This is a genomic window from Halosegnis marinus, from assembly GCF_029338355.1.
Lineage (GTDB): Archaea > Halobacteriota > Halobacteria > Halobacteriales > Haloarculaceae > Halosegnis > Halosegnis marinus.
Genome location: NZ_CP119802.1, coordinates 490,917 through 513,511, shown reverse-complemented (window position 1 = coordinate 513,511; position 22,595 = coordinate 490,917). Strand labels below are relative to the sequence as shown.

Annotated in this window: 21 protein-coding genes and 1 tRNA gene; 14 read left to right on the top strand and 8 right to left on the bottom strand. The window is 70.6% G+C overall.

All coding sequences use genetic code 11. The features are described 5' to 3' along the window. Positions 1 to 21 precede the first annotated feature (21 nt). Positions 22 to 693 (bottom strand): DsbA family protein, encoded by a 672-nt coding sequence (locus P2T37_RS03010; RefSeq protein ID WP_276235279.1) that lies wholly within the window; start codon positions 691 to 693, stop codon positions 22 to 24. A 94-nt stretch (positions 694 to 787) separates the two neighbouring features. Here P2T37_RS03010 and P2T37_RS03005 point away from each other — a divergent pair, with 94 nt between their 5' ends. Continuing rightward, the gene (locus tag P2T37_RS03005) at positions 788 to 1,474 is read left to right on the top strand and encodes an SOS response-associated peptidase (RefSeq protein ID WP_276235278.1); all 687 of its coding nucleotides are present in this window, start codon (positions 788 to 790) and stop codon (positions 1,472 to 1,474) included. Here the strand turns inward: P2T37_RS03005 and P2T37_RS03000 are convergent. Next, positions 1,471 to 2,136: a hypothetical protein gene (locus P2T37_RS03000; RefSeq protein ID WP_276235276.1), complete on the bottom strand. Its 666-nt coding sequence runs from the start codon at positions 2,134 to 2,136 to the stop codon at positions 1,471 to 1,473. The two genes, P2T37_RS03005 and P2T37_RS03000, sit on opposite strands and share 4 nt — an antisense overlap. 81 nt (positions 2,137 to 2,217) lie before the next feature. Between P2T37_RS03000 and P2T37_RS02995 the strand changes: the two genes are divergently transcribed. The 9 genes from P2T37_RS02995 (at position 2,218) to P2T37_RS02955 (ending at position 15,404) form a co-directional block, all read left to right on the top strand. Continuing rightward, entirely contained in the window at positions 2,218 to 2,931 is a 714-nt protein-coding gene (locus P2T37_RS02995; protein WP_276235275.1) for a fumarylacetoacetate hydrolase family protein, read from the top strand. 42 nt (positions 2,932 to 2,973) lie between these two features. Next, on the top strand, positions 2,974 to 4,863 hold the full coding sequence (locus tag P2T37_RS02990; protein WP_276235274.1) for a type II/IV secretion system ATPase subunit: 1,890 nt from the start codon (positions 2,974 to 2,976) through the stop codon (positions 4,861 to 4,863). Then, positions 4,860 to 7,031, top strand: coding sequence for a type II secretion system F family protein (locus tag P2T37_RS02985; RefSeq protein ID WP_276235273.1), 2,172 nt, complete (start codon positions 4,860 to 4,862; stop codon positions 7,029 to 7,031). Before P2T37_RS02990 ends, P2T37_RS02985 begins: the two co-directional genes overlap by 4 nt. Before the next feature lie 2 nt (positions 7,032 to 7,033). Further along, entirely contained in the window at positions 7,034 to 8,644 is a 1,611-nt protein-coding gene (locus tag P2T37_RS02980; RefSeq protein ID WP_276235272.1) for an Ig-like domain-containing protein, read from the top strand. A gap of 182 nt (positions 8,645 to 8,826) precedes the next feature. Then, positions 8,827 to 10,896, top strand: coding sequence for a type II/IV secretion system ATPase subunit (locus P2T37_RS02975; protein WP_276235271.1), 2,070 nt, complete (start codon positions 8,827 to 8,829; stop codon positions 10,894 to 10,896). Continuing rightward, entirely contained in the window at positions 10,893 to 12,926 is a 2,034-nt protein-coding gene (locus P2T37_RS02970) for a type II secretion system F family protein (RefSeq protein ID WP_276235270.1), read from the top strand. Before P2T37_RS02975 ends, P2T37_RS02970 begins: the two co-directional genes overlap by 4 nt. Positions 12,927 to 12,991: 65 nt before the next feature. Then, a complete protein-coding gene (locus tag P2T37_RS02965; protein WP_276235269.1) occupies positions 12,992 to 14,653 on the top strand; it encodes a DUF7289 family protein in 1,662 nt (553 codons plus the stop codon). A gap of 54 nt (positions 14,654 to 14,707) precedes the next feature. Further along, positions 14,708 to 15,061 carry a helix-turn-helix domain-containing protein gene (locus tag P2T37_RS02960; RefSeq protein ID WP_382210660.1) on the top strand — a complete coding sequence of 118 codons (354 nt, stop codon included), beginning with the start codon at positions 14,708 to 14,710 and terminating at the stop codon, positions 15,059 to 15,061. A gap of 43 nt (positions 15,062 to 15,104) precedes the next feature. Then, on the top strand, positions 15,105 to 15,404 hold the full coding sequence (locus P2T37_RS02955; protein WP_276235268.1) for a DUF7521 family protein: 300 nt from the start codon (positions 15,105 to 15,107) through the stop codon (positions 15,402 to 15,404). 58 nt (positions 15,405 to 15,462) lie between these two features. On the opposite strand, the gene P2T37_RS02950 is transcribed toward P2T37_RS02955, so the two are convergent. Both P2T37_RS02950 and P2T37_RS02945 read right to left on the bottom strand, forming a co-directional pair. Continuing rightward, positions 15,463 to 15,720 (bottom strand): DUF8006 family protein, encoded by a 258-nt coding sequence (locus P2T37_RS02950; protein WP_276235267.1) that lies wholly within the window; start codon positions 15,718 to 15,720, stop codon positions 15,463 to 15,465. Positions 15,721 to 15,768: 48 nt separating this feature from the next. Beyond that, positions 15,769 to 15,978 carry a DUF7996 family protein gene (locus P2T37_RS02945; protein WP_276235266.1) on the bottom strand — a complete coding sequence of 70 codons (210 nt, stop codon included), beginning with the start codon at positions 15,976 to 15,978 and terminating at the stop codon, positions 15,769 to 15,771. Between the two features lie 99 nt (positions 15,979 to 16,077). On the opposite strand from P2T37_RS02945, the gene P2T37_RS02940 reads away from it, so the two are divergent. From P2T37_RS02940 to P2T37_RS02930, 3 genes are all read left to right on the top strand, one after another. Further along, positions 16,078 to 17,283: a GNAT family N-acetyltransferase gene (locus P2T37_RS02940; protein ID WP_276235265.1), complete on the top strand. Its 1,206-nt coding sequence runs from the start codon at positions 16,078 to 16,080 to the stop codon at positions 17,281 to 17,283. Positions 17,284 to 17,336: 53 nt separating this feature from the next. Further along, positions 17,337 to 17,870, top strand: a complete 534-nt coding sequence (locus tag P2T37_RS02935) for a hypothetical protein (protein ID WP_276235264.1) — start codon at positions 17,337 to 17,339, stop codon at positions 17,868 to 17,870. Positions 17,871 to 18,153: 283 nt separating this feature from the next. Continuing rightward, complete coding sequence (locus tag P2T37_RS02930) at positions 18,154 to 18,318, top strand: hypothetical protein (protein ID WP_276235263.1); 165 nt, start codon at positions 18,154 to 18,156, stop codon at positions 18,316 to 18,318. Positions 18,319 to 18,402: 84 nt separating this feature from the next. On the opposite strand, the gene P2T37_RS02925 is transcribed toward P2T37_RS02930, so the two are convergent. From P2T37_RS02925 to P2T37_RS02910, 4 genes are all read right to left on the bottom strand, one after another. Next, a tRNA-Ile gene (locus tag P2T37_RS02925) sits at positions 18,403 to 18,477 on the bottom strand. 100 nt (positions 18,478 to 18,577) lie between these two features. Continuing rightward, on the bottom strand, positions 18,578 to 19,096 hold the full coding sequence (locus P2T37_RS02920; protein ID WP_276235262.1) for an FxsA family protein: 519 nt from the start codon (positions 19,094 to 19,096) through the stop codon (positions 18,578 to 18,580). A 63-nt stretch (positions 19,097 to 19,159) separates the two neighbouring features. After that, a complete protein-coding gene (locus P2T37_RS02915; RefSeq protein WP_276235261.1) occupies positions 19,160 to 19,705 on the bottom strand; it encodes a peptidylprolyl isomerase in 546 nt (181 codons plus the stop codon). Positions 19,706 to 19,743: 38 nt separating this feature from the next. Next, on the bottom strand, positions 19,744 to 20,310 hold the full coding sequence (locus P2T37_RS02910; protein WP_276235260.1) for a dolichol kinase: 567 nt from the start codon (positions 20,308 to 20,310) through the stop codon (positions 19,744 to 19,746). Between the two features lie 91 nt (positions 20,311 to 20,401). Here P2T37_RS02910 and P2T37_RS02905 point away from each other — a divergent pair, with 91 nt between their 5' ends. Then, positions 20,402 to 22,594 (top strand): hypothetical protein, encoded by a 2,193-nt coding sequence (locus P2T37_RS02905; protein WP_276235259.1) that lies wholly within the window; start codon positions 20,402 to 20,404, stop codon positions 22,592 to 22,594. Position 22,595: the final 1 nt, after the last annotated feature.

Genomic DNA, 22,595 nt, shown 5'->3' with positions numbered 1-22,595 from the left:
CGGCGCGCCGGGTCGGGAGTCTCACAGGCCCAGGGCCGTCGCGAACACGTCGTACCCCTGTGCGCCGCGCACCACGGTCCGGTAGACGCCGTCGGCGAACAGGTAGAACTCGGGCGTCTGGCCGATGTTCAGCGCCTCGCCGGCCGAGACGTCGAGCGCGACGGCGTCGTCGTACTCCCCGTCGCGCGCGGCGGTCACGACGGCCTCGGCGTCCACCTCGGTCTCCGTGTCGAGGAAGGAGCGCGAGGCCTCGTACACGTTCTCGGTCGAGAAGTCGCCCTGCGCGGCGTAGTAGCGGTCCTTCAGCGCCCAGAAGGCGTCCGCGTCGGCGGCGTAGGTCGCCTCCAGTATCGCCGAGGCCGGCTCCCCCCACGGGTAGATGATGGGGTAGCCGCGGTAGACGAACGAGGCCTCGCCCGGCTCGACGAGGTCCGAGACGATGCGGGGGTAGGTGTTCTCCTCGAAGCGACGACACAGCGTACACGACGGGTCCTCGAAGGCGACGATGACCGTGTCCGTCGTCTCGCCGAGCATCGGCTGGGCGTCGAGGTCGGCCGCCGCGGGGTGTTCGTCGATGGGCGTGCCGGTCGGTTCGCCGTCGCTCCCGTCGCCCCCGCCGCCGGACCCCGCACAGCCCGCGAGCGTCGTCGCGCCCGCGAGCGCCGCGCTCCCGAGGAACCGCCGTCTGTTCATACGTCGGGGAGGCGCGGGGCGGACAAAACCGTTCGCCGAACTCCGTCTAGAATCCGTGGGCACTGTTTTCCCGGTCGGTCGCCTACACGGGCGCATGTGTGGCCGCTACAGTATCTTCCTCCCGCCGGACGAGCTCGCCGAGCGCTTCGACGTGCGCGTCGGCGACGACTACCGGGCCCACTACAACGCCTCGCCGTCGCAGTCGCTCCCGGTCGTGACGAACCACGACCCCGACGAGGTGACCCACCAGCGGTGGGGCCTGATTCCCTCGTGGGCGGACGACGACTTCTCGGGGCTCATCAACGCCCGCGCCGAGACGGTCGCGGAGAAGCCGGCGTTCGCCGACGCCTACGAGCGCCGGCGCTGTCTCGTCCCCGCCGACGGCTACTACGAGTGGGTCGAGCGCGAGGGGGGCAAACAGCCGTACCGCATCACCCGCGCCGACGGCGAGCCGTTCGCCATGGCCGGCCTGTGGGAGCGGTGGGAGCCCGAGACGACCCAGACCGGCCTCGGCGACTTCGGCGCGGGCGGGCCGGGGGGCGACGACGACCCCGTCGAGACGTTCACCGTCGTCACGACCGAGGCGAACGCCTTCCAGTCCGACTACCACCACCGGATGCCCGTCGTCCTCGCGCCCGACGAGGAGCGCGCGTGGCTCGAATCGCCCGACACCGACCTCCTGGACCCGTACGACGGGGGGATGGACGCCTACCCCGTCTCGACGCGGGTGAACAGTCCCGCGAACGACGACCCCGCCGTCGTCGAGGAGGTCGAGGGTTAGTCCTCGCCCTCGACCGTGACGCCGTCGAGTTCCGCCGACAGCGTCGCCTCCTCGTCGTCGAGCCCCGAGCGGACCGCCCGCACGAGGTTCTCCACGTCGTCGGGGTCCACGTCCACGGAGAGTTCGATTCCGACGGTGAGCGCCGACCGCTCGCGCTCGACGGCGCGGGTCTCCACCCGGCCGGGGAGGTAGCGGCCGTCGTCGGTGCGGTCGAGCGCGCCCGCCCACGCGAACAGGTCGAGCAGGGTGCGACAGCCGACCCGCTCGCGCCCCGCGTCGAGGTCCGCGCCCGTCAGGTCCGCCACCCGGGGGAGCAGTTCGTCCTCGGTCATCGCCCCGCCCCGCAACAGGTCGCGCACCTGCGCGGTCGGCGGCCACCCCGCGAGCAGTGTGTAGAACCGCTCGCGGGCGGCGGCCTCGTCGCCCGCGTCGAGCGCCGCGGCCAGCGCCGCGCCCCGGTCGGTGAGCCGGTGGTCGCGCCCCTCGGCGTCGAGGACGCCGACGGCTTCGAGGAAGGGCGTCTGTCTGGTCGTCGCGTCCGAGTAGCCCGCGGCCGCGGCGGCGTCGGCCGTATCGACCGGCGCGTCGGCCGCGCCGGCCGCGTACCAACCGACCACCACGTCGAGCAGCGTGTCGCGGGCAACCCCCTTCGGAACGGTCATACTGGGCGGACTCGGCGCTCGCGTAAAAAGCCGGTCGCCGGGACCGCCAGCGGTTTACTGTCGCCCCTCCCCTGCTCGGACATGACGGACAAGTACGCGCGGGTTCGCACCGACGACGGCGTTGCCGTCGGCGACTACGACGACGGCGTCGTGACGACCGACGACGGCGAGTACGGCCCCGACGAGTACGACCTGCTCGCGCCCTGCGAGCCGTCGGCGTTCTACTGCGTCGGCCGCAACTACGGCGAGAAGGTCGAACAGATGGGGTACGACGTGCCCGAGAAGCCGGACTTCTTCATCAAGGGGCCGACCTCGCTGCTCGACCCCGGCGCCGACATCGAGTACCCGTCGTTCACCGAGGAACTCACCTACGCGGGCGAGCTCGCGGCCGTCATCGGGGAGCCGTGTCACGAACTCGCCGAGTCCGAGGTGGACGACGCCGTGTGGGGGTACACGATACTCAACGACCTCGACTGTCTGGACCAGGAGCGGCGCACGGCGCGGAAGGCGTTCGACGGCTCCGCGCCGCTCGGCCCCGTCGTCGCCGACGTCGACCCGCTGGGGCTCGACATCCGCACCCACGTCGCGGGCGAACTCAGACAGGAGGACAACACCGAGAACATGTTCATCGAGCCGCGGGAGGTCATCAGCTTCCTCTCCGAGCGGTTCACCTTCCGGCCGGGCGACGTGATCTCGTTCGGCAGCCCCGCGAACCCCGGCCTGCTCGAACCGGGCGACGAGGTCGCGATAGAGTACGAGGGTATCGGCATCCTCCGGAACACCGTCGTCGAGTGAGCGGGACAAGCTCTTAAGTCGGCCTCGTTCGTCGGACGGACAATGACCGACGAACCCGACGGCGGGGGGGAGGCGTCGGCGGAAACCGCACCGCCCACCGACGACACAGCCGCCCTCGCCGACGTGCTCGCGTCGGACGACGGCGGCCCCCGTGACTCGACCGACGCGCCCGGGGTGGCCCCCGCCGCGGTCGACGCACTCTCCGACGGCACCGACGACCTCGACTACGACGCCCGGACCGTCAGCTCCCGCGCCCTCGCCGCGCTCGGCGGCGACGAGGGGGAACTGGAGGTCGACCTCGACGACCTGCCCGACCAGGAGCGCGTCGTCGAGGAGGTGCTCGCGGACGTGCGCGACCACTTCGAGGCGGCCGAGGGCCGCTTCGGGGACGTGACGCGCGAGGACATCGGGACCGGCTTCTTCGACTTCTCGTATCTCGACCGGTACGAGGAGATAGACCGGACGTGGGTGAACGAGCCGTACGCCTACGTCACCGTCCTCTACGACCCGGCCGACCGCGACTACCGCTACCGCGTCGTCGAGCCGACCCTCGACGAGTTCGAGAGCTACGTCCGCCGCGACCTCGTCGAGTACCTCCGCAACTCCCTGATGTACCGCGACCTCGGCGGCGAGCGCACCAAGGAGTCCGTCTTCGAGACGGAGGTCATCGACCTCGTGGCCGAGCACGCCCGCTCGGTCGCGCCCGTCTCGCTCCACAAGCTCGTCTACTACCTGCGGCGCGACTTCACGCGCTTCGGCCCCATCGACCCCGTCATGCGTGACCCGGCCGTCGAGGACATCTCCTGTGACGGCGCCGACGTCCCCGTCTACGTGTACCACCGTGCCTTCCGCGACCTGGAGACGAACGTCGTCTTCGGCGCCGACCGGCTCTCCTCCTTCGCCGTCCGGCTGGCCCAGCGCGCGGGCAAGAGCATCTCCGTCTCCGACCCGCTGCTCGACGCCTCGCTGCCGGACGGCTCCCGCCTCCAGCTCACCCTCGGCGGCGAGGTGGCGACCCGGGGCGCGAACTTCACCATCCGGAAGTTCTCCGACGTCCCCTTCTCGCCGGTCGACCTCGTGAAGTGGAACACCTTCTCCGTCGAGCAGATGGCGTACTTCTGGCTCGCCATCGAGTCGAACAAGAGCCTGATATTCGCCGGCGGCACGGGGTCGGGCAAGACCTCCTCGATGAACGCGGTCTCCTTCTTCATCCCGCCGAACGCGAAGGTGGTGACCATCGAGGACACCCGTGAGATCGACCTCCCGCACAACAACTGGATACAGAGCGTGACGCGCTCCTCCGCCTCCGACGAGGGGCGCGGCGAGGTGTCGATGTACCGGCTCCTACAGGCCGCCCTTCGCCAGCGCCCCGAGTACCTGCTCGTCGGCGAGATACGTACCGAGGAGCGGGTCGCGCTGACGTTCTTCCAGGCGATGGGGACCGGCCACACGGCCTACACCACGATGCACGCCGACTCCATCGAGACGGTGCTCAACCGGCTCCAGAACCCGCCGCTGTCCGTGCCGCGCGCGATGATACAGGACCTCGACATCGTCTCCATCCAGGCGCAGACGTACGTCGGGGAGGACCGCGTCCGCCGCAACCGGGGCGTCATCGAGATGCTCGACCCCGACGAGGACGACCCGACGGGGCTCCCGACGCGCGAGGTGTTCGCCCGCGACGCCCGCACCGACACCCACGAGCGGGTCGGCGAGTCCACGGTGATGGCCGAGATAGCCGACGAGCGCGGCTGGACCGACGCGGACCTCGACGACGAGATAGCCCGCCGCGAGGGCGTCCTCCGCTTCCTCATCGAGGAGGGCGTCGACGACTACCGCGACGTCGCGGCCGTCGTCCAGCTGTACGAGAAGGACCCCGAGTACGTCGTCGCGCGCATCCGCGACCGCGGCTACGACCTCCCGCCGCTATGAGCCGGGACGACGAGCCGGCCGACCGAACGGCCGGCGACGACCCCGACGGGGAGCCGGAGCTCGACTTCGACGAGGCGACGGCAGACCTCGACGTCGACGGCACCGGGGACCCGGTCGCGTCGGACCCGTCGTTCGACCGCTCGGTCGGCGAACTCGACACGAACCCCCCGCCTGAGTACGTCATCGAGGGGCTGTCGGGCCAGCGCGACCCGACCGCGTCCGAGCGCGAGCAGTACCGCCGGCGGTTCGGCCGCCTGCGCACGTTCTTCCGGTCGCGACCGGGCGAGTACGCGAGCTATCAGCGCGTGCTCAATCAGGCTCGCATCGGCCGGTCGTACGACGAGTACCTCGCGGACGCGGCCACCTACGCCGGCCTCGCCGGACTGCTCGGTGCCGTCGTCGGGGTCGGCCTCGCCGTCGCCTTCGCCCGGGCCGGGCTGTTCGGGGCCGTCCGCGACACCGTCGGGCTCGGGGGGGTGGCGGTCTTCCTCTCGAACTACCGGGTCCTGTTCGGCTCGCTCGTCGTCGTCCTCCTCGGGGCCGTCTCGTTCGCGCTCGGGACGTGGCTGCTCGCCCGCTACTACCCCCGGGCGCAGGTCGTCACGCGGACACAGAAGATAGACACCACGCTCCCGCACGTCATCGTCTACATGTACGCGCTGTCGCACGGCGGCGCGTCGCTGTCGAGCGTCGTCCGGTCGGTCGCGGAGGCGGAGTCCACGTACGGCGAGACGGCGAAGGAGTTCGACGCGATAGTGCGCGACCTCGACGTGTTCGGCAACGACCTGACGACCGCCATCGAGAACGCGCGCAACGTCACGCCCTCCGACAACCTCGAACAGTTCCTCGACGACCTGCTCTCCGTGCTGGAGTCGGGCGGGCAGGTGACGCCCTTCCTGGAGGACGAGGCGCGCGGCTACCTGGAGGAGGCGATGGACGCCCAGGAGGACTTCCTGGAGACGCTCTCCATCCTCTCGGAGGTGTTCATCGTCTCGTTCGTCGCCGCGCCGCTGTTCCTCGTCGTCATCCTCGTCGTCATCTCGCTGGTCGGGGGACAGACGCTGACACAGCTGTCGGCGCTCGTCTACCTCGTCATGCCCATCGGGATGGCGGCCTTCCTCGTGCTCGTGGACACGCTCTCCGAGCCGTTCACCCAGCAGGGGTCGGTGCCCGCGCCCGAGCGCGTCCTCGACGCCGCCGACGTCGCGTTCGACCCGGACGACGAGCGGTTCGCGGCCTACCGGCGGACGCGGCGGTACGACCGGCTCCGTTCGCTGGCGAGCGCGCCGCTCCGGCCGGTTCGAAGCAACCCGACCTACGTCCTCGCGCTCTCGGTGCCGGCCGCGCTCGGCGTCGGGGCGTTCGCCGTCGCGGCCGGGCTCGCCGACCTCTCCGTCGCCGCGATGACGGCGCGCCCGTTCGAGAACACGCTGTGGCTCGTCGTCGTCCCGCTGGTGGTGGCGACGACGCCGCTGTCGTACTACTACGAGCGGCGCACCCGCATCGAGTCGTCGCTGGCCCGACGGCTCCCCGACACGCTGAACATCCTTTCGAGCGCGAACAAGATGGGCATCGGCCTCACGGAGGGACTGGGGCTCGTCGTCCGCTCGACCAGCGGCGTCGTCGCCAACGAGCTCCGGAAGGTCCGCAACGACATCGTCTGGAACCACTCCACGAGCGACGCGCTGCTCGGGTTCGGCGCGCGTACCCGTGTCCCACAGCTCGCCCGGACGAGCCGGCTGCTCGCGGAGGGGCTCGAGTCGACGGGCGACCTCTCGCGCGTGCTCGCCATCGCCGCGGAGGACTCGCGGGCGCGCTACAAGCTCGAGCGTGCCCGGACCCGGGAGATGTCGTCGTACATCGCCATCGTGGTCATCGGCTACCTGGTGTACCTCGTCGTCGTGTTGATGCTCGACGCGAACTACCTCACGCCCATCGCCGAGGCCGCGGAGCAACAGGCCGAGTACGGCGGCGGCATCGAGTCGCCGCTCACGTTCACCGACGTGCCCGTCGACACCTACCGGACGCTCTTCTTCCACAGCGCGGTGATACAGGGGTTCGGCTCCGGGCTCCTCGCCGGAAAGCTCGCCGACAACCGCCTCCTCACGGGGCTGAAGTTCGGGCTGGCGCTCGTCATCGTCGCCACCGTCGCCTTCGCCTTCATCTGACCATGACAGGACTCCACTCCGACGACCGGGGCGTCTCCGAACTGCTCGGGGCCATCCTGCTGTTCGGCCTGCTCGTCTCGCTGCTCGTCATCGTCCAGTCCAGCGCCGTCCCGTCCGCCAACCGCGCGGTCGAGTTCGACCAGAACCAACAGCTCCAGCGGGACTTCCAGTCGCTCGACGCCGACGCGGCCGCCGTCGCCGCCACCGGCCGCGACCGCGCGACGGTCGTCACCGCGGGCGTGAGCTACCCGAACCGCTTCGTCCTGTTCAATCCGGGGCCCGTCGCGGGGACGCTCTCGACGACGGACGCCGACTTCACCGTCTCGGGGGCCGTCGCGGCCGGCGAGACGGGCGACTACTGGGACGGAACCCCCCGCACGTTCGACAGCGGCCGCCTCCGCTACGAGGCGCCGTACAACTACTACGACGCGCCGACCACGGCGTATCAGGCCGGCGTCGTGTACAACCGCTTCGACAACGGCGTCCGGCAGGTGGACGACGGCTCGTTCGTCTCCGGCCGCTCCATCGACCTCGTGGCGCTCGACGGGTCGCGGAGCGCCTCGCAGGTGTCGCCGCTCACGCTCGACCTCGTCCCGCTCTCGGCGGAGACGGAGACGGTCCGGGTGACGGGCGACGCCTCGGACCCGCTCGTCGTCACGCTCTCGACGGACCTGACGCCCGACCAGTGGGCGTCGTTCCTCTCCGGCGAACTGGACGAGAACGGCGGCTACGTCACCGACGTGCGTGCCGCCCCCGGCGGGGTCGCCGTGGAGTTCGCCCCCGGCACGTACGAACTCACGCTGGCCGACGTGGCCGTCGGCGGCGGCGCGGAGCGGTCCGGCCCGACGTACCTGACCACCCCCGACGCGACGCCGACCGTCGAGTCGGGCGGCGACCTCACCGTCGAGGCGCGCGACGCGTTCAACGACCCCGAACCGGGCGTCGAGGTGGCGTTCTCGACGTCCGACGGGTCGCTGTCGAGCACGACCGCGACGACCGACGGGACCGGCGCCGCGTCGGTGACGTTCACGCCCCGTGCGGGCGTCTCGACGGCCACGGTCACGGCCGAAGCCGACCTCGACGGCTCCGGGACGGTCGAGGCCGACGAACGGGTGACGTTCGACGTGACGGTCACCGGCGCGAGCGACGGCGGTGTCGGCGGCCTCAACCCCGCCGGACAAGGGAGCGTCAGGCAGACGGCGGCGACGAACGACCGCTGTACCGCGCCGAACACCGGCACCGGGACGGTGGCGCTCACGGACAACGACTGTCGCGTCCTCGTCGACTTCGAGAACCTCGGCGACGACACGCGGACGATACAGCAGGCCCGCGTCTCCTTCTACAGCCCCGAGTCGTACGACGTCGGCACGGGGAACAACGCCCGGCGGCGGCCGACCCCGGAGACGGTGACGCTCGGCGGCGAGACGCTCGAGGTCGGCGGGGACTTCGAGGCCGTCTCGCTCGCGGCCATCGGGGGGAGTGCGACCGAGACCTACGAGTTCACCTTCGCCGTCCCGGAGGGACGCTACAACGTGGTGGAGGGCGACTTCTTCGTCGTCACGTTCGTCTACGAGAACGGCGACGTCTCGACGTACTTCGTCGGGCCGCAGTAGCGAGCGGCTCTCCGACGCTCCCGGTTCTCTCCTCCGCGGCTTCATGCTACGTTAACTCTTCTCTACGAAACGTTTAGGCTCTCATACGCCGATACGTATTCTATACTCATTGCCTCGGGGGGTCTCGACGGTCGAACGGTTCGCGGAGAACCGGCTGCGGGCGGAGGTAAGAGGGGGTTACGATGAACGAACAGGAAAACGACTCCGAGGAGATGCGCGCCCGGCACGCGACCCGCCGAACCGACGGCGGCGACGAGCCGAAACAAGCCGTTAAACGGGTCGAACCGGCGATTCGACGCGTCGAGGACGCCGACCTCCACCGAGCGGACGCGGCCGACGCCGGGGAGGCAGACGGACCGGACGCGGCCGAGGACCACGACGCCGACCCGCTCGACGGCGAGGGGACGAACTGGGAGGTGCTCCGCGAGGTCCGCGAGTCGTTCCGGGCCGGGGACGTCGAGGGGCCCTTCGAGACGCCGACCGACGCGTTCCTCGCGGAGTCGTTCTTCGACTTCTCGTACCTCGACGGGGGGCGCGAGGTCGAGCGCTACTGGGTGAACGAGCCGTTCGCCTACGTCGCCGTCATGTTCGACGACGACGCGAAGGAGTACCGCTACCACGTCGTCGAGCCGACGCTCGACGGCTTCGAGCGGTACGTCCGCGAGGACCTCGTGACGCTGCTCCGGCACGCGCTGATGTACATCGACCTCGGTGCCGAGGAGAACGCCGCCTCCCGCGAAGAGGCGTTCATGAACGAGGCGGCGGACCTCATCCGCGAGCACGCCGCCACCGTCGACCCCGGGACGCTCCACAAGGTGCTGTACTACCTGCGGCGCGACTTCATCCACTACGGGGCCATCGACGCCGTGATGCGCGACCGCGCCATCGAGGACATCTCCTGTGACGGCACGGACGTGCCCGTCTACGTCTACCACCGCGAGTACCGCGACCTCCGGACGAACGTCTCGTTCGGCAAGCGCGCGCTCACGTCGTTCACCGTCCGGCTGGCCCAGCAGGCCGGCAAGCAGCTCTCGGTCTCGAACCCCCTCGTCGACGCCTCGCTGCCGGACGGCTCCCGTCTCCAGCTGACGATGGGCGGCGACGTCTCCACCCGGGGCGCGAACTTCACCATCCGGAAGTTCGCCGACATCCCGTACACTCCCGTCGACCTCGCGGGCTGGAACACGTTCTCGCTCGAACAGATGGCGTACTTCTGGCTCGCCATCGAGAACAACCGCTCGCTCGTGTTCGCGGGCGGGACGGGGTCGGGCAAGACCACCTCGATGAACGCGGTGTCGTTCTTCATCCCCCCGTCCTCGAAGGTCGTCACCATCGAGGACACCCGGGAGATCGACCTGCCGCACGAGAACTGGATTCAGAGCGTGACGCGCTCGTCCGCGTCGGGCGAGGGCCGCGGCGAGGTGTCGATGTACAACCTCCTGCAGGCCGCGCTCCGCCAGCGCCCCGAGTACCTGCTCGTCGGCGAGATACGCACCGAACAGAAGGTCGCGCTGACGTTCTTCCAGGCGATGGGGACCGGCCACACCGCCTACACGACCATCCACGCCGACTCCATCGAGACGGTGCTCTCGCGGCTCCAGAACCCGCCGCTATCGATCCCGACGCAGATGCTGCAGGACCTCGACATCGTATCGGTCCAGCGCCAGACGTTTATCGGCGACCGCCGCGTGCGCCGGAACGCCGGCGTCTACGAACTCGGCGTCGCCGAGGACGATCCCGACGAGATCGCGGTCAACCGCGTCTTCGAGTGGGACCCGACCGACGACACCCACCGCGAACTCGCCGACTCCAACGTCCTCGCCGAGATCGCCCACGACCGCGGCTGGTCCGACGAGGAGCTCGCGGCAGAGATCGAGCGCCGCGAGCGCGTGCTGGCGTACCTGCTCGACAGCGGCGTGTCCGGCTACCGCGCCATCGCCGGCACCATCCACATGTACGCGAAGGACCCCGACTACGTGATCGAGCGGCTCGACGCGGGCGCGCTCGACCCCGCCGCGCTCGGCGAGCACGTCCCGCTCCCCGAGGGTTTCGTCGAGGTCGAGGCCCCCGACCGCCCGCCCGCGCCCGTCGCGAGCGAGGCCGAGGCCGAGATATGGAACGACCTCGTCCGCGAGGCCGACCGCGAGCGCCGGAGCGTCGAGGTCGAGCCCGAGTCCGAGGCCGCCTCCGACGGCGGCGAGGACGACGTGAACTCGCTGTTCGACGACCACGACGACGAGGAGCGGCGATGAGCCCCCCGGAGGTCGACTCCTCCCCCGTCGAGGTGCCGCCCCGCGAGTACGGGCTGGCGGAGCGTCGCCGCACGCTCGACGTCGATGCCGAGGAGCGCCGCCGCCTCCGCGAGGAGTACGGCTGGGTCCGCACGGCGTTCAAGCTCCGCCCGGACCGCCACTACGGGCTCCAGCGGGCGCTGAGCCAGGCCCGCATCGGCTCGACGTACGACGAGTACCTCGCCGACAGCGTCCGCTACGCCGTGTTCACGGCGCTTCTGGGCGCGCTGCTCGGCGGCGTCTTCGCCTACGGGCTGGCGCTCGCGGGCGTCTTCGACGGGCTGACCAGCCCCGTCGCGGTCGGTGGCTCGATAGCCGACGCGGTGGCCGCGAACCGCGACCTGGTGGCCGGCGGCGCGCTCGCGGCGCTCGTCGCCGGCGTGTTCGGGCTGGCGACGTGGGCCGGGCGCTACTACTGGCCCGTCAACGTCGTCTCGACGCGCAGACAGAGCATCGACGTGACGCTCCCGCACGCCATCACCTACCTGTACGCGCTGTCGCACGGCGGCATGTCGCTGGTCGAGTCGATGCGCGCGCTCGCCGACGCCGAGGACGTGTACGGCGAGGTGGCGAGCGAGTTCGAGACGGTCGTCATGGACATCGAGCTGTTCGGCTCCGACGTGTATACGGCCCTGCAGAACGCCCGCAACCTCACGCCGTCCGAGGGGCTCGAACAGTTCCTCGACGACCTCATCGGCGTCCTCGACTCGGGGGCGTCCGTGACCGCCTTCCTGGAGACGGAGGCGGACTCGTACCTCCGGCAGGCCGAGGAGGAGCAGGAGGACTTCCTGGAGACGCTGTCGCTGCTCGCCGAGGTGTTCGTCGTGGCGTTCGTCGCCGCGCCGCTGTTCCTCATCGTGACGCTCGTCGTCATCAGTCTCATCGGCGGGAGCACCGTCACGCAGGTGTCCCTGCTCGTCTACCTCGTCATCCCCGCGTCGATGGTCGCCTTCCTCGTCCTGCTGGACGTGCTGAGCGCCCCGTTCGTGCAGGGGCGGAGCACGCCCGAAGCCGCCGACTACGAGCGGCCCGCGGCGCCCGCGAACGAGGCCGACGACGAGCGCGGCGCCGAGTACGCCCGCCGCCAGCGCGCGCTCCGGGTGCGCGCCCTGCTGCGTGACCCGCTCGGCGTCGTCGAGCGCGACCCGCTCTACTCGATGGCGCTGTCCGTCCCGCTCGCGCTCGCCGCGCTCGCGACGCTCGTCGCCTCGGGCTCCGTCGGCGTCTCGCTCGACGCCCTGCTCGACGCGCCGATTCGCGTCACGACGGCGCTGTTCGTCCTCCCGTTGCTCGTCGTCGGGGGGCCGCTCGCGCTGTTCCACGAGCTGAAACGCCGCCGCGAGGAGGAGATCGCCCGGCGGTTCCCGGACACGCTGAACGTGCTCTCCAGCGCGAACAAGATGGGGATTCCCCTCACCGACGCGCTCGGACTCGTCTCGCGGTGGTCCGAGGGCCCCGTCGCCGAGGAGGTCCGGGTCGTCCGCAACGACATCGGCTGGAACCACGACACGACGGGCGCGCTCCTCGGCTTCGCCGCCCGCCTGCGCGTCCCGCAGCTGTCGCGCACCATGAAGCTGCTCGCCGACGGCCTCCGGTCGTCCGGCGACCTCTCGCGCGTGCTCGCGGTCGCCGCCGAGGACACCCGTAACCGCGCGCGCATGGAGCGGGCGCGCCGCCGGGAGCTCTCGTCGTACGTCGCGGTCGTCGTCATCGGCTTCCTCGTCTATCTGCTCGTCGTCGTGCTGCTGGAGGCGAGCTACCTCACGCCCATCAGCCAGGTCGGGAGCGAGGCCGGGCCGGACTCGCCGGTCTCGCTGGCGAACGTCCCGGTCCAGCTCTACCGCGCGGTGTTCTTCCACTCCGCGCTCATCGTCGCCGTCGGTTCCGGCCTCATCGCCGGGAAACTGGCCGACGACGACGTGCTCTCCGGGCTCAAGTACGCGCTCGGGATGGTCCTCGTCAGCGTCGTCGCCTTTACGGTGATCGGATGAGCCGTGAGAGCTCCTCTCAGGGCCGCGAGCGCGTATTTAAGCTCTCGGGAAGCCTCTCGGATATCATGACTTTCTCGCGCGACGACAGGGGGCTCTCGGAGGTGCTCGGGGCGATACTCGTCTTCGGGCTCGTCGTGTCCCTGCTGTCGGTCGTTCAGCTGTCGGGCGTGCCCGCGCTGAACGAGCAGGTGGAGTTCGAGCACAACGCCCGCGTCCAGGACGACATGCGCGCGTTCGGCATCGCCGTCGACGACGCCGCGGCCACCGGCCGCGACCGCCCCGTGGACATCGAGACGGGCGTCCGCTACCCGCCCCGGCTGTTCCTGTTGAACCCCGGCCCCACGGCGGGGACGTTAACGACGACGGGCGACGCCGGGGTTTCCTTCGGGAACCTCCGAGCGCTGGACGCTGATACCGCCCAGTATCTGAACGGCAGCGTCAACTACACCACGACCGGGCTCGTCTACCAGCCGGCGTACAACGAGTACACGGTCGCGCCCGAGACGCGCTACGAGAACGGCGTCATCTACAACGTGGACGACGACGGCGGCGTCTCCGTCATCGATAGCGGCGCGCTCGTCACTGGCCGCCGCATCACGCTCGTCACCCTCGACGGCGACGTGGCGACCAGCGCGGGCGACGCCGTCTCGCTCACGCTCGTCCCCGTCAGCGGCCCGTCGAGCGCCGTCTCCGTGACGAACAACGCGAGCGGCCCGCTCATGCTCACCGTCGAGACGAACCTCTCCGCCGAGACGTGGCGGACGCAGATTCTCGACGACGAGTACGACACCGACGGCCCGGACGGCGCGGGCACGAACGACGGCCGGTACGTCCTGGACGTGCGTTGTGTGAACACGTCGAAGACGGATTCCGAGCCGTGTGACGGTCCCATGACTATCGAGTTCGAGGAGGGATTCAACTACGACCTCCGGATGGCGAAGGTCGCCTTCGCCGGCTCCGACAGCACCGAGGAAGAACCCGCCTACCTGACGAAAGTCGGGACGGTCAACACCGTCCAGCCCGGCGGCTCGGACATCACGGTCGAACTGCGGGACGGCTACAACAACCCCGTCGCCGGTGAGGAGGTGAACTTCCTCATCACGCCTGCCAGTCTCGTGACCATCTCCGGCGATAACCCCGTGACGACCGACGCGAACGGGCGGGCGACGGTCGGACTCAACCCGCTGAACAACACCTCGTTCACGCTCGTGGCGTGGTACGACGCGAACAACAACTCGGTGCGCGATGACGGCGACGCGTTCACCGTCGAGTTCCCGCTGGACGTGGCGGACAACGTCCAACCACCGACGGGTGACCTCGTCAACATCAATCCGCGTGACGGCTCCATCGTGTTGAACGGCACCGAGGTCCCGAACGGCCAGACGAGCGAGATTAAGGTGACGTTCAGCAACACCGGCTCGGACACTTGGGAGGTCAAGAAGATGCGGGCGTCGTTCGTCCTCGGCTCCGAGGACCTGTCTTCGATTGACATCACGAATGAGGCCGGACAAACGGTCGTGACGGGTCTCGAACTCGGTGGGAGTCTGACTCCCGTTTCGAACCTAACGTTCGCTCCGAACGGGTCCACTGGCGACAGCAACCAACTCACGTTCGACGGCCAGATAACCAAGAACGGGTCTCCGTTCGACGGACTGCTCATCGTGACGTTCGAGATCCAGAACCAAGCCGGTGAGATAAGATACTTGACGTACTTCGTCGCGACCTGACCCCGGCCACCCCGACCGAGAAACCCTTTTGTCCCGTCGCCGGAATCACTCATCGTGGACGAGCAGCCCCGTACGGTCGAGGAGGTACTCGACACCATCGGCGACGGACGCGCACGCGACGTCCTCGCGGCGGTCGCCACGGAGGCGCGCTCCGCGAAGGAGCTCGCGGAGGCGTGCGACATGTCGCTGCCGACGGTGTACCGCCGGCTCGAGGTGCTCCAGGAACACGAGCTGGTGAGCGAACGGACCGCGGTCGCCGACGACGGCAACCACTACAACGTGTACACCTGCAACTTCGACTCGACCGTCATCAAGCTGGACGACGACGGCTACGACGTGCGCATCTACCGGAAGGAGAACGCGCCGGACCGGTTCACCCAGCTGTGGGACGACCTCGCGGGCGAGTGACGTAACCGAACGAGCTAACACCCGACGGCGCAGGAACGAACCTATGGTGGATATCTCCGTCGCGGGCGTCGTCCTCGGGGCGTTCCGGCTCGCGCTGTTCGGACTGTCGCTCGGACTCACGGTCATCAGCTTCCAAGCGTACCGCAAGAACGGGGGCGAGCGCCTCCAGTACGCGTTTCTCGGCTTCGCGTTCATCAGCATGGGCGTCGCGGTGACGAACCTCAACACCCAGCTGCTCGTCTCGGGCGGCGCGGCCGGGGACACGTTCGTCCTCCTCCAGATCGCCGAGACGGTCCCGTTCTCGGTCGGCTTCGGGATGATCTACCTCTCGTTGTACCGCTGAGGCGGCGGCGCGGCTGCCGACGCGGAGAACCGGGAGAAGGGAGCGAGAACGGAAACGGTTACTGCCGGGCCGAGATGACGAGCAGCGGGCCGACGAAGACGAGCGCGATGCCGAGGAAGCGGAAGTGGATCGGCGCGAGCGACCCGGGCGTCAGCATGAATATCAGCCCGAAGACGATGGCGTTCAGGCCGACGATCTTCAGCGACTTCAGCGGAAGCGCCGCCAGCGTCGAGAGGACGAACAGCGCGAGGATGACCTGCCCCGCGTCGAACTGGAGCAGGAAGTTGTCGACGACCTGGAGCGGAAGAGCGAACATCCTTGTTCGGTACTCGCGTCGTAGTTTTCTTAACGCTTCCGTTCGCCCTCAGTCGGGGTCGAACTCCTGGCCGCGGAACCAGATTGCCCACACCGCGACGACGGCCCCGCCGTAGCCGAGCGCCCACACGAGCGCGCCGAGGCCGGTGTAGCCCGCCTGCGAGAGCAGGAAGTCGCCCACGCCCGCGAGCACGACCGCGGTCGCCAGCACCGAGACGGCCTTCGCCCACGAGGGGAGCCGGTCGAGCGTCGCTGTCATACCCCGACTTGGGGGTCGAGCCGCGTCAATCCTCCGTTCCGTGGCGGGTCGTGGCACGGGTCCGACGGCGATTTATCCCCCGACGGCGCACGGGGCGGCATGGACACCGAGTTCCGCCCCCTCCCCGACGACGAGGCCGGCGACGAGCTGTTCGCCGACTACGTCCAGTACGCGTTCGCCCCCGACCGCGGGCCGGAGGTGGACCTGGACGACGACCGGCCGGACCCGCCCCGAATCCGGCGCGGGCTCTACCCGGCCGACGGCGACGAGCCGCTGACGCTGTGTTCGTCGTACCCGTTCGAGACGCGCCTGCGCGGCGCGACCCTGCCGATGGGCGGGGTTTCGACGGTCGCCACGCCGCCCGAACACCGCCGGAAGGGGTACGTCGGCGAGATGCTCCGCGAGCTGTGCCGCGAGTACCGCGACACTGGGACGCCGCTGTCGGCGCTGTGGCCGTTCAAGCACCCGTTCTACGCGCAGTTCGGCTGGGCGACGACGAGCCGCTACCTGGCGTGGTCGTGTGAGCCCTCGGCGCTCCGGTCGGCGGCCGCGACCGGCGGCACGTGGGAGCGGGTCGATCCCGACGCGTGGGCCGACCTCGACGCCGTTCACCGGGCCGCGACCGAGGACCGGCCTCTCTCGCTCGACCGCTCGGAGGCGTGGTGGCGCGAACGACAGCTCCGCGGCTGGGACTCCGACCCCTACGTCTACCTGTGGCGCGACGACGACGGCGAGCCCCGCGCCTACGTCGCCTACCGCATCGAGGGCGACTGGGGCGACCGGACGTTCGAGGCGCGCGCGAACCACGCCGCGGCCGACCGCGAGGCGTTCCGCCACCTGCTCGGCTTCCTCGCCGACCACGACTCGCAGGTCGGGACGGTGCGCTTCCGCACGGCCGTCGACTGCCCGCTTCACGACATGGTCGCGGACCCGGCGGAACTCGACTGCGAACTGAACCCCGGCCCGATGGCCCGGCTGGTGGACGTGCCCGCGACTCTCGACGCGCTCGACTACCCGACGGACAGCTCGCTCGCGCTCGGCCTCGTGGACCCCCTCCTCGACGAGGTGACGGGCACCTACGACCTCGCCGTCGCCGGCGGCCGCGCGACCGTCGAACGGACCGCCGCCGACCCCGACGGGGCAGACGCGACGCTCGGTATCGGGCCGTTCTCGCAGCTCGTCGTCGGCTACCGGTCGGCCGCCGACCTCGCCGTCGGGGGCGAACTCGACGCCGACGACGGGACCGTCGCCCAGCTGGACGCGCTGTTTCCCGCGACTACGCCGTACTTGCAAGAAGGGTTCTGAGGGACCGGCGAGGCCCCGGCGCTTTATCGGCCGGGGTGGCGTGCGTCGTGGGTATGCCCCCCGGCGAATCGGCCCGCGACCTGGTCGAGCCACACCTCGCCACCGGCGAGGAACCGCGCGCCGTCCGCACCGACGAGGGCCGCGTCACCGTCGTCACCGACCGGCGTCTCGTCCGCGCGTCCGAACACGGCGTCGACGGCCGCGAGGCGACCGACGTGGAGTCGGTGATGCTCGCCAGCCCCCACGTGCTCGGCGCGCGCATCCGCACCCGTCCCGAACCCGACCCCGAGTGGGGACAGGCCGGCCTCGGCGGGCTGTTCGCGGCCGTCGGCGTCCTACTCGGCTACGCCGCCGTCGCCGGGGGCGTCCTCGGCCCGCTCCTGCCCGACGGCTTCGGCCTCGTCCTCGGCCTCGCCGCGCTCGTCCTCGTTCCCTCGGGGATGTATCTCGCCTCCGACGCCCTCCGCACCGAGGACGGCCACGTCGAGGTGCGCGTCCTCTCGACGGGCGAGGACACCGTCGTTCGGCTCCCCACGGGCGCCGGCGGCATCGCCAACGCGGTGTCGACGGTCGTCGGCGGGGAGTGACGCCGGGAGAACGGTCGTGCGACTCGGCGTTCGGGGACGTGTCCGAGGCCGCGCCTCGTCGGAGTAGTACGTGGACGGGTGGCTGGGTTAAGCAACCCTACCTGCCGACGCGGCCCGAGCAGACGCCCTGGTAGCGCGACGGATCAGGATTCCGTTACTCCGTATCGGGCCACGGTACTTACGCGTTGGTTATTACTCGCCCGTCGGGGGACTGTGACGAGCGTGACGTTCCGGGTCGCCGTTCGTGCGAGCGTCTTTTCCGACGGCGAGTCGATATCCCGGTATGGACACGCGCGACCTGACGGCGCTCGTGCTGTCGACGGTTCCCGCCGCCCTCATCTGGTGGCAGTACTCGGCGCTGGCGGGGCTGGCGTGGCTCCTCATCGGCGGCATCGCGATCTTCGCGGTGAACGAGGGGAACCTCCTCGGAAGCTCGAAGCTCGGGTAGCTCGAAAAGCCGTCGCTCGAAGGGTAGTATCGTCGGAGTTGAGGTGGCTGGGGAGGCCCGCGCCGTCGGCCACGACGGATTGGATGGGCCAACTCGGATTTGAACCGAGGGCCTCCCGGTTATCAGCCGAGCGCTCATACCTGGCTGAGCTATTGGCCCAGGTCAGCGCATCCTCACGTATCGCCGTGGTTTGTTTAACGGTTTCGTTTCGGGGGACGCGAGGCCGACGCGGTCGCCCGCGGGCGGTCCGACGCGGGGGTCAGGAGTCGCCCGGCTGGCCGCGCTCGTCGTCGTCCACGGTGCGGTAGCCGTCGGGGCCGACGTCGACGGTGTCGCCGTCGACGTCGTCGCCCCCGTCGTTCGGGAAGCCGCCGACGTAGACGTTGCCGGACGCGAACCCGCCCGTCTTGGCGTCCACGTAGGGGGTGACGACGAACCGCTTCACGCCGAGGCGGATCGGGTAGCGCGTCGGCGGGAGCGCCAGCAGCAGCGCGACGAAGTCCGTGACGAGCCCGGGCGTGAGGAACATCGCGCCGGCCACGAGCAGCAGCGCGCCGTCTATCAGTTCGTCCGTCGGGAGGTCGCCGCTCGCGGCCTTGCGTTGGATGCGCGAGAGGGTGTGGCGCCCCTCGGCGCGCACGAGGAGCATGCCGACGAGCGCCGTCAGCACGACGAGCGCGACGATCCACGTCAGCGGGAGCGTCGTCGCGAGCACGGCGAGCAGCATGGCGTCGAGCAGCGGAATCAACAGCAGGACGCCGATGACCCGGAGGTCCATACCCCGAGTCGGGGACGCGGCCGCATAACCCTTTTCGAGCCGCGTCGGTCTAGCCGGGGCGCCTCAGTGGTACTCGACGTCGATGGACTCGATGACGGCCTCCTCGCGCGGCTTGTCCTGCCGGTCGGTCGGGAGCGAGCCGATCTCCTCGACCACGTCCATCCCGTCGATGACCTGGCCGAAGACGGCGTGTTTGCCGTCGAGGTGCGGCGTCGCGTCCAGCGTGATGAAGAACTGCGAGCCGTTGGTGTTCGGCCCGGAGTTGGCCATCGAGAGGATGCCCGCGCCGTCGTGGGTCAGGTCGTCGTGGAACTCGTCGTCGAACTGGTAGCCGGGGCCGCCGCGGCCCGTCCCGGTCGGGTCCCCGCCCTGGATCATGAACCCCTCGATGACGCGGTGGAAGATGACGTCCTCGTACAGCGGCTCGTTCGTCACCGTCTCGCCGGAGTCGGGGTCGGTCCACTCCTTGCCGCCGGTGGCGAGGCCGACGAAGTTGCCGACCGTGTTCGGCGCGCGGTCCTCGAACAGCTCGATCTCGATGTCGCCGAAGTTGGTGTGGACGGTCGCGGTCGGGTTGTTCCGGTCCGTGGGGTCGCGGTTCTCTGCCATGCCCGCGAATCCGGGCGTCCGCCGGAAAAGCGTGCCGTTCACGCCCCGAGGAGCGCGAGCGCGGCCAGCATCGCCCCCGCGGCGAGGGGCGAAATCGTGAGGTTGTCGTCGATAACGTAGCCGAACGGCTGGGGCTTCACGCCGTCGGCGACGGTCGCCCCGAGCGCGCCCGCGACGGCGGCGACGGGCGGGACGAACGGGAGCGCGAGCGCCGTACAGACGACGAACATCCCGACGAGCACGCGCGGCGGCTTCACGGCGCGGAGTTCGCCCGAGGACAACAGCCCCGAGACGGGGTCGCCGAGCGCGAGCATCAAGACGGCCGGGACTCCCACGGCGGGCTCGGTGAGCCACAGCACGGCGGTCCCGGACAGTGCGTACAGCGCGTAGCCCGCGAGGTTCTCCTGCTCGTACTCGCGGGTCAGCCGGTCGTAGAGGGCGTGGTCGAACCCGGCCAGCAGCCGGAGCGCCTCCAGCAGGAGCGCGAGCGCGAGACCGGCCGTCGCGACGAGCCGGACCTCGCCCCACGTCGCCACGTCCGCCACGTACGCGAGCGGGACGACGGCCCCGGAGGCGTGGACGGCGCGGCGGCCGAGTTCGCTCATGGCGCGGCGTTCGCGGGCCGCCGGCTTGTATCCGGCGGCACGGGCCGCGAGAGCCACAAACGATTACCCACCCCCGTCCGAACGACGGACGATGACCGACGAGCGTGCCGAGCTGTCGCGCCGGGGGCTGCTCGCGGGCGGCGGCGTCGCGGCGCTGGCCGGCGCGGGCGTCATCGGCGCGACGTTCCTCGACGGCGGCGGCGACGACGGCCCCGTCGCCGCCGAGGCCGGCGAGTACGACGAGCGGGCGCTCGCCGAGCGGTTCGCCCCGGACCTCCACTTCGGCCGCTACGAGAAGTGGTTCCCCACCGACCCGCGTTCGTACGTCCGCGACCGGGACGGCGAGCGCGTGGTGGACGGGTTCGCCGCCCTGAACGGCTACTCGGGCGACTACCTCGACGCGGGCGACCCCCCGGCCCCGACCGTCTTCTACAACGTCGTGGAGGTGACGCCCGCGCTCGTCGCCGTGCAGTACTGGATGTACTACGCGTTCGACCAGTTCACGGTGAACTTCCACTGGCACGACTGGGAACTCCTCCAGGTGTTCGTGGACGTGGGCGTCGAGCGGGGCGGGACGCCCGAAAGCGCGAGCGGTGGAACCGCGAGCGACCCCGAACCCGTCCTGCTGTCGGCCAGTTCCCACTCGCGGAAGGTGCCGAACAACGAGTTCCTCGACCCCGGCGACGGCGACACCGTGGCCGTGCTCTCGGAGGTGGGGTCGCACTCCTCGGCGACGACGGTGAACGAGGAGGAGACGACGTTCCAGCGCACCGCGCTCGCGGACCTCACCGCCGACGTGACGAACGCCGCCGTCAGCGTCGCGGACGCCGTCGAGGCGCTCCCGCTCGCCTACGGCCTCCCCCGCGACGAGGGCGGGCGGCTCCCGTTCGTGATGCCGGAACTCGACGGCGTGCCGCTGTACGACCACCCCGACGTGTCCGTGCCGCGCGAGGCGTTCGTCGACGAGTCGGTCACGGTCCGTGACCTCGCGGACCTCGCCCGTCCGCCGGGCGACCTGCCGACGCGCGAACACGGGACGACGTTCACCTTCGGGGAGAGCGGGACCGAGAGCGAGGCCGCCTACGCGCTCGCCGAGGTCGCCGACCTCACCGACATCGACCGCTTCGTCGGCCCGCAGTTGAGCTTCGAGTTCGCGATTCCCGGCTTCGTGGAGGACCGCTTCGCGAGCCACATCACCACGGCGGGGACGCCGTGGGACCAGCCCCGCTTCACCGACCCCGTCTCGGATGTGACGGACGGCGCCCACCGCGCCGCACTCGCCGACCGCTACGGCCTCGACATCCAGCGGGGCCTCGGCGCGCGCGTGTTCGGTGCCGTCGAGGAACTCGCGGCCGGAGCCGAGGGCACGCTCCGGGGGGCCGACGGCTCCGACGACGCCGTCCGCTCGCGCGCGACCGTCTCCTTCGCCGGGGCGACGGGCGAGGCCGTCTGTCTGCTGGAGAGCGAGGACCCGGCGGCCGTGCCGACGGCGAACGGCGTCGTCGGCTTCGTCGGCGTCGAGGAGCGCGAGCACCGCCTCACGACGAACGCCGCGGGCTACGCGCCCCGCTCCGAGCGGTTCACCGTCGAGGGCGACACCCGCGCCGGCGTCGAGGGACGGCTCCCGGTCGTCCGGCGCGAGGAGGCGACGCGCGTGCGGGTGTCGCCGGACACGGACCTCGCGCGGGTCCGCGCCACCGACGACTTCGCCGGGGCGGTGTTCGACGCTCGGCCGCCCGTCGACGGCGACTTCGCGCTCTACCTCCACCGCGAGGGCCGCTACTCGCTGGAGGTCGAGGACGAGGACGGCAATCTGGGGGCCTACCGCGTCGAACCCGAGGGCGACGAGGAGGTGAGCATCGAGTCCGCGGGGACGGGGCCGGCGAGCCTCGCCGCCTACCTCGTCGACTACCTCGCGGAGTCGGCGCGCCTGGCCCGCGAGTTCGAGGCCGAGGAGGACACCGGGCGCGAGAGCGTCGCCGCGAAGGTGGACGCCGCGCTCCGCGACGCCGAGCGCGCCGCCGAGGCCGCCCGCGCGGACGAGGACGACCGCGCCCGCGAGGAACTGCGTGCGCTCCGCGACCGCCTCGCCCGGGTCCGGGCGTTCCTGCGCGAGGAGGACCGCTTCTCCGAGGGGGTCACGGACCTCCTGCTCGACCGCGTCGCCACCGCCGACACGACGGCCGAGCGGGCGCTCGCGGCGCTCGACGGCGGGGAAACGGCAACGCCGATGCCGACCGAGACGGCCACGCCGATGGACGACGGCGACGACTCGGACGACTGAC

Bases quoted from the DNA above. Each gene is read 5' to 3' on its own strand.
- P2T37_RS03005 (WP_276235278.1), top strand. From the start codon at position 788: ATGTGTGGCCGCTACAGTATCTTCCTCCCGCCGGACGAGCTCGCCGAG.
- P2T37_RS02965 (WP_276235269.1), top strand. From the start codon at position 12,992: ATGACTTTCTCGCGCGACGACAGGGGGCTCTCGGAGGTGCTCGGGGCG.
- P2T37_RS02975 (WP_276235271.1), top strand. From the start codon at position 8,827: ATGAACGAACAGGAAAACGACTCCGAGGAGATGCGCGCCCGGCACGCG.
- P2T37_RS02940 (WP_276235265.1), top strand. From the start codon at position 16,078: ATGGACACCGAGTTCCGCCCCCTCCCCGACGACGAGGCCGGCGACGAG.
- P2T37_RS02985 (WP_276235273.1), top strand. From the start codon at position 4,860: ATGAGCCGGGACGACGAGCCGGCCGACCGAACGGCCGGCGACGACCCC.
- P2T37_RS02950 (WP_276235267.1), bottom strand. From the start codon at position 15,720: ATGTTCGCTCTTCCGCTCCAGGTCGTCGACAACTTCCTGCTCCAGTTC.
- P2T37_RS02990 (WP_276235274.1), top strand. From the start codon at position 2,974: ATGACCGACGAACCCGACGGCGGGGGGGAGGCGTCGGCGGAAACCGCA.
- P2T37_RS02905 (WP_276235259.1), top strand. From the start codon at position 20,402: ATGACCGACGAGCGTGCCGAGCTGTCGCGCCGGGGGCTGCTCGCGGGC.
- P2T37_RS02945 (WP_276235266.1), bottom strand. From the start codon at position 15,978: ATGACAGCGACGCTCGACCGGCTCCCCTCGTGGGCGAAGGCCGTCTCG.
- P2T37_RS02970 (WP_276235270.1), top strand. From the start codon at position 10,893: ATGAGCCCCCCGGAGGTCGACTCCTCCCCCGTCGAGGTGCCGCCCCGC.
- P2T37_RS02930 (WP_276235263.1), top strand. From the start codon at position 18,154: ATGGACACGCGCGACCTGACGGCGCTCGTGCTGTCGACGGTTCCCGCC.
- P2T37_RS02955 (WP_276235268.1), top strand. From the start codon at position 15,105: ATGGTGGATATCTCCGTCGCGGGCGTCGTCCTCGGGGCGTTCCGGCTC.
- P2T37_RS02920 (WP_276235262.1), bottom strand. From the start codon at position 19,096: ATGGACCTCCGGGTCATCGGCGTCCTGCTGTTGATTCCGCTGCTCGAC.
- P2T37_RS03000 (WP_276235276.1), bottom strand. From the start codon at position 2,136: ATGACCGTTCCGAAGGGGGTTGCCCGCGACACGCTGCTCGACGTGGTG.
- P2T37_RS02915 (WP_276235261.1), bottom strand. From the start codon at position 19,705: ATGGCAGAGAACCGCGACCCCACGGACCGGAACAACCCGACCGCGACC.
- P2T37_RS03010 (WP_276235279.1), bottom strand. From the start codon at position 693: ATGAACAGACGGCGGTTCCTCGGGAGCGCGGCGCTCGCGGGCGCGACG.
- P2T37_RS02995 (WP_276235275.1), top strand. From the start codon at position 2,218: ATGACGGACAAGTACGCGCGGGTTCGCACCGACGACGGCGTTGCCGTC.
- P2T37_RS02980 (WP_276235272.1), top strand. From the start codon at position 7,034: ATGACAGGACTCCACTCCGACGACCGGGGCGTCTCCGAACTGCTCGGG.
- P2T37_RS02910 (WP_276235260.1), bottom strand. From the start codon at position 20,310: ATGAGCGAACTCGGCCGCCGCGCCGTCCACGCCTCCGGGGCCGTCGTC.
- P2T37_RS02935 (WP_276235264.1), top strand. From the start codon at position 17,337: ATGCCCCCCGGCGAATCGGCCCGCGACCTGGTCGAGCCACACCTCGCC.